Below are 5,370 nucleotides of genomic sequence, written 5' to 3'. Positions count from 1 at the left end.
GTATTACGGGTGAGAAAGAAGAAGTTTATTGGCGTGACGTCGGCACGATAGATGCGTATTGGCAAGCTCACATGGACCTTCTTGAGAAGGATGCGCCATTTTCTCTCTATAATAGAAAATGGCCATTACATACCTACTACCCTCCCTTGCCACCAGCGACATTTACCGACTCTGAAAATGGACGTGTCCAGATTATTGATAGCTTAGTTTGTAACGGAAGTTATGTGCGTGGCTCTCGAATTGAACGATCGGTATTAGGCTTTAGAAGTAATATTTCCTCGGCTTGTGATCTTAGTGAAAGCATTCTTTTAGGTGATGTTAAAGTCGGCAAGGGGTGTGTTCTTCGACGTGTAATTGTTGATAAAGACGTCGAGATCGCTCCAGGTACGAAAATTGGTGTTAATTTAAAAGAAGATAAAAAGCACTATCACGTTTCTGACTTTGGTGTTGTTGTGATCCCTAAAGGCTCTCGAGTTGGTTATTAACTTGAAAACACCAACACTGCGTGGGTGAAGACTAATTATAAAATAACAGCTTAACTTAAGCTGTTATTTTCAGTGAACGCTTTATTGTTGTAACAGTAAACCCCTAGTTGTTATGGGGAATATTTATAAGGATGTCGAAATATGGCTATACATTCTCGTGCTGGGCAGAAAGCTCGGCAGGAAGACCTTCATAATATCCCGGCTTTAGTTGCTAACTATTTCTTAAAGCAACCTGATGCTACTAACCCAAACCACAAAGTACAGTTCGGTACTTCAGGTCATCGCGGTACAGCAGACAAATCAACATTTAACGAAAACCACATTCTCGCGATCGCACAAGCGGTGGCTGAGGTTCGTGCTGAGCAGGGTACAACAGGGCCTCTTTTCCTAGGTAAAGATACTCACGCTCTCTCTGAGCCTGCGTTTTCTACTGTAATCGAAGTGCTTGTAGCCAACGGTGTTGAAGTTATTATTCAAGAAAACAATGGCTTTACTCCAACTCCAGGTATTTCGCACGCGATTCTTACGCATAACCTAGTGAATGACAAAAAAGCAGACGGCATTGTTATCACGCCTTCGCATAACCCACCACAAGACGGTGGTATTAAATACAATCCGACACACGGTGGCCCTGCTGAGGCTGAGCTAACTCAAGCGATTGAAGATCGTGCGAACGTGCTCATTGCTGAGCAAATGCAAGGTGTTAAGCGCATGCCTATCGCACAGGCTATACAGGCTGAGCTAGTAAAAGAAGTCGACCTAGTTGCACCATACGTTGCTGACTTGGTTAATGTCGTGGATATGGAAGCGATCCAGAAAGCAAACATCAAGATTGGTGTTGATCCATTGGGTGGCAGCGGTATTGATTACTGGCGTCAAATTGGCAAAGCGTACAACCTAGATCTTACTCTGGTCAGTGAAGCGGTTGATCCTTCGTTCCAATTTATGTCTCTAGACAAAGATGGTGTGGTTCGTATGGATTGTTCTTCTCCGTACGCAATGGCAGGCTTACTGGCGCTTAAAGACGACTATCAACTAGCGTTTGGTAACGACCCTGATTACGATCGCCACGGCATCGTTACGCCAAAAGGCCTGATGAATCCAAACCACTTTTTAGCGGTTTGTATAGATTACCTATACCGTAACCGTGAAGGTTGGGGTAAAGGCGTTGCTGTTGGGAAGACATTAGTATCAAGCGCATTGATTGACCGTGTTGTTGCTGACTTAGGTCGCGAACTTTGTGAAGTGCCAGTTGGATTCAAATGGTTCGTTGATGGCTTATACAACGGTCAGTTTGGTTTCGGTGGTGAAGAGAGTGCTGGCGCATCTTTCTTACGTAAAGACGGTACGCCTTGGTCAACAGATAAAGATGGCCTAATTCTTTGTTTGCTTGCGGCTGAGATCACAGCAGTAACAGGTAAGAACCCACAAGAATATTACGAAGAGCTTGCTGCTAAACACGGTGAGTCTAAGTATAACCGTATTCAAGCGGTAGCAAATGGTGCACAAAAAGACGTACTTAAGAAGCTATCTCCAGAGATGGTTTCTGCTGAGACGCTGGCTGGTGACCCAATTACTGCACGCCTAACGCACGCTCCAGGTAATGGCGCTGCGATTGGAGGCCTAAAAGTGACGACTGAGAACGGTTGGTTTGCTGCTCGCCCATCAGGTACAGAAGACATCTACAAGATCTACTGTGAAAGCTTTAAAGGTGAAGAGCACCTAAAAGCAATCGAAGCAGAAGCTCAAGAGATTGTTAACCAAGTATTTGCAGCGGCTGGTCTATAATCGAAATTTGATTACTAGAGCCACAACCTAAATATGTAAAAGGGCTGATTCTTTAGATCAGCCCTTTTACTTCACATGAATGAGGTTTTTATTGAATTTACGAACCTTTCCCTGGTGAATAATGCAAAATAACTATTGATGAGGGTGATAACAGGACCTTACTTTCAACATAACCCGTTTTTACCTTTTGCACGTGGGTGTCACAAACAGTTAACCAGTTTTGATTCCTATCATTTGGTAATGAAAATTGAGTCGGCTTATTGGTTTGGTTAATTAAGTAAAGCAATTCTTCGCCATCTTTTCCTATCCCCAAGTGTAATGTAACTGAGCTTAAATGGTTCCAGTCATCATGATTCATTAGAGTTCCGTCGGTACGGCTCCAATAAACTCTGTTAGAGTTCCGCTCGTCACCACTGAATGCTTGAATAAATGGCACCATGTATTGTTGTCGAGCGCTAATCATCTCTGACAACCAATTCTTAAAGCCTGTCTTAAGCTTAGAGTTTTCCCAGTTTAGCCAACTCGTCACGCTATCTTGGCAGTAAGCGTTGTTATTCCCTTTCTGTGTGTGAGATAAAACATCAGCTGTCAAAATGTGTGGGATACCAAATGCAAATAAGAGACTCGCCATGAAGTTTCGTTTTTGTTTCTCACGAGTTGCAACTACTAATAGGTTTTCTGTTTCTCCTTCTATACCGTAGTTATCAGAGCGATTATCACCATGTCCGTCTCGGTTGTTTTCACCATTTTCCTCATTGTGCTTATCCTTGTAAGTAACAAGATCTTGTAGGGTGAAACCATCATGATAAGTGATGTAGTTGACCGTCAGTTTAAAGGGCCAATGTGCAGCACTATAAATGTCACGAGATCCCATTAAACGTGTTGCAAACTCTTTTAGGTAGCCTTGTTCACCACGCCAGAAGCTACGTGTGATGTCTCTCAGTTTGTCGTTGCATTCATTCCAACCTAAAGGAAAATTACCGACTTGGTAGCCATTTGGGCCTATATCCCATGGCTCTGCAATTAATTTAATTTCTTTTAAAATGGGGTCTTGAGCCACTGCTTTAAAGAAGGCCGCATCAGGGTTGTAGTTTTCCCCTTCGCGCCCTAGTGTTGTTGCTAAGTCAAAGCGGAAGCCATCGACTTGGAATTCATTGGCCCAGTAACGAAGCGTATCCATAACTAAGTTAAAAGTAGGCTGGTGAGTAAGGTCTAAGGTGTTACCGCAGCCAGTGAAGTTTGTGTAATGGCAACCATTCTTGATGTAAGAATGGTTATCGAGTGCTTTTAAGTTAAATATTGTGCCGCCGTCACCACCTTCAGCTGTGTGGTTATAGACAACATCAAGAATGACTTCAATTCCGTTTCTGTGTAGTTCACGAATCGCTGTCTTTAACTCAGTTACGGCATCTTCTTTGGCATAGCGAGGGTCGGGTACCATGAACAAGTATGGGTTATAACCCCAATAGTTCACCTTATCCATATCCAATAGGTGAGGTTCGCTCATACAAGCAGCAACCGGTAATAGTTGAAGAGAGTTGATATTCTGCTGCTTGTAAAATGCAAGCATTTCAGGACAGACTAATCCCAGATAGCGACCTTTTACGTGAGGGGGGACTTCTGGGTGAAGTTGGGATAAGCCTTTGACATGAGTTTCAAAAAGAATCGTTTCTTCTCGGGGAATATGGGGCTTCTCTACACCTTGCCAGTCGAAAGTGTCATTAACGACAAGGCATTTTGCCATAGCAAAGCTTTTGTCGTGACTATATGGCGTAATGTAATTAAGCGGTTTACTGATTGCTTTAGCGTATGGGTCTGAAAGTAACAAGGGGCCGTTTTCTGTTTCAGTTATGAAACCGTATTTTTGCCCTGCTTTTATCCCCTCAATAAACACGTATCTAATTTTCGCATACTCGTTCTCCAGTTTATAAGTAACGAATTCATCGTTTTCATCAAACAGAGCGAGAGAGAGGGTTTTGCAGTCAGGAGAGTAAATAGAGAAGTTACAGCCAATTTTACCTAGTGTTGCCCCTAGCGGGTATGGGCGAGCGAGTGTTCTAGTCATACTTGATTTCTTAATCATTGCTCAATCTTAGTTAACTATCAGTAAAAGGCTTTGTAGAAATAAGATCAAGCTTTATTCTGTAGATATAGAAAACCACGGGTTTAAACGTGGATGACTGGCCAGCTCTGGATGGGGTTGTAACGGTCAGGGCGAGATCTCATATAACTTGTAGGGTTTAATTGATGAAATATCAAACTGCGTGGTCAATTTATGAACGGCTGTATCAAAGGATTAAATATTCTTTATTTTCGACTGAACTAATCCTGATTTTGATGAGCTGATCATTATCTATTTACTACTCGGCCTACAAAATGACACTTCTTGAACGCCTTAACCGCATACCTGATGCACGTAATGATATTAACGTTAAACACGACTTAGTTGATGTCGTTTTTCTAATATTTTCTGCTGTGCTACAGGATGGAAGTCCATTCAAGAATTTGGTGAAAGCCAAATTGACTGGTTGAGACAATATCGAGGATTTGAAAGTGGTATTCCGAAACAACACTGCATTGCTTAGCGCGAACAATGGCACAAATCAAGGCAAAGAAAGGCGACTTTACAATCCAGCTAAAAAAGAACCAGCCGACACTTTTTGAGCATGTGACAGAAGTTTTTCAGCCGTTTATAATCAACCAAATAGCATGGCGGAATGTATCCTAGAAAATGAAGGGCATGCTCGAAAAGAATGGCCGAATATCATGTGGATAGAGACGAATCTTCCAGCTGAATTGAAGGAAAGTGGCCTCATATAAAAAGCTTTATTGAAGTGGCAAGTGAGCGCACTTGCAATGGAAAAGGAACAAGAGATTCACGCTGGTATGTTAGCTCATTAGAGGTTGATGTTGAGCTTGCTGCTCGGACAATCAGAGAGCATTGGTTGGTTGAAAGCCAGCTTCATTGGGTTCTTGATGGTGTGCCACAGGCACATAAGATTGCAGCATAAGGATATGCATAATGCTTATGGCTAAGCTTGAGAAGAGATGGTGGTAGGTCCACCGGAGTCTGTTGTCGGAAGCTGGCTCCAAACCG

2 protein-coding genes and 2 pseudogenes are annotated in these 5,370 nt (G+C 42.7%); 3 read left to right on the top strand and 1 reads right to left on the bottom strand.

Annotated features, from left to right (window positions below; all coding sequences use genetic code 11):
- Together glgC and pgm are read left to right on the top strand one after the other, a co-directional pair.
- Window positions 1-485 (top strand): annotated as a pseudogene (gene glgC / locus H5300_RS25305) (glucose-1-phosphate adenylyltransferase); the annotation flags it as partial.
- 141 nt (window positions 486-626) lie between these two features.
- A complete protein-coding gene (gene pgm / locus H5300_RS25300) occupies window positions 627-2,273 on the top strand; it encodes a phosphoglucomutase (alpha-D-glucose-1,6-bisphosphate-dependent) (protein ID WP_182797210.1) in 1,647 nt (548 codons plus the stop codon).
- 97 nt (window positions 2,274-2,370) lie between these two features.
- Here pgm and glgX read toward each other — a convergent pair whose 3' ends face one another.
- Window positions 2,371-4,338, bottom strand: coding sequence for a glycogen debranching protein GlgX (gene glgX, locus H5300_RS25295; protein ID WP_182797209.1), 1,968 nt, complete (start codon window positions 4,336-4,338; stop codon window positions 2,371-2,373).
- Window positions 4,339-4,649: 311 nt separating this feature from the next.
- Here glgX and H5300_RS28560 point away from each other — a divergent pair.
- Window positions 4,650-4,855: pseudogene (locus H5300_RS28560) on the top strand (transposase family protein); the annotation flags it as partial.
- Window positions 4,856-5,370: the final 515 nt, after the last annotated feature.

The organism is Vibrio sp. SG41-7 (genome assembly GCF_014164465.1).
GTDB classification, from domain to species: Bacteria; Pseudomonadota; Gammaproteobacteria; order Enterobacterales; family Vibrionaceae; genus Vibrio; species Vibrio splendidus.
This window is presented reverse-complemented; position numbering and strand designations above follow the sequence as displayed.

What these genes read in the sequence shown, in the direction of transcription:
- pgm (WP_182797210.1), top strand. Translation starts at nt 627, where the DNA reads ATGGCTATACATTCTCGTGCTGGGCAGAAAGCTCGGCAGGAAGACCTT.
- glgX (WP_182797209.1), bottom strand. Translation starts at nt 4,338, where the DNA reads ATGACTAGAACACTCGCTCGCCCATACCCGCTAGGGGCAACACTAGGT.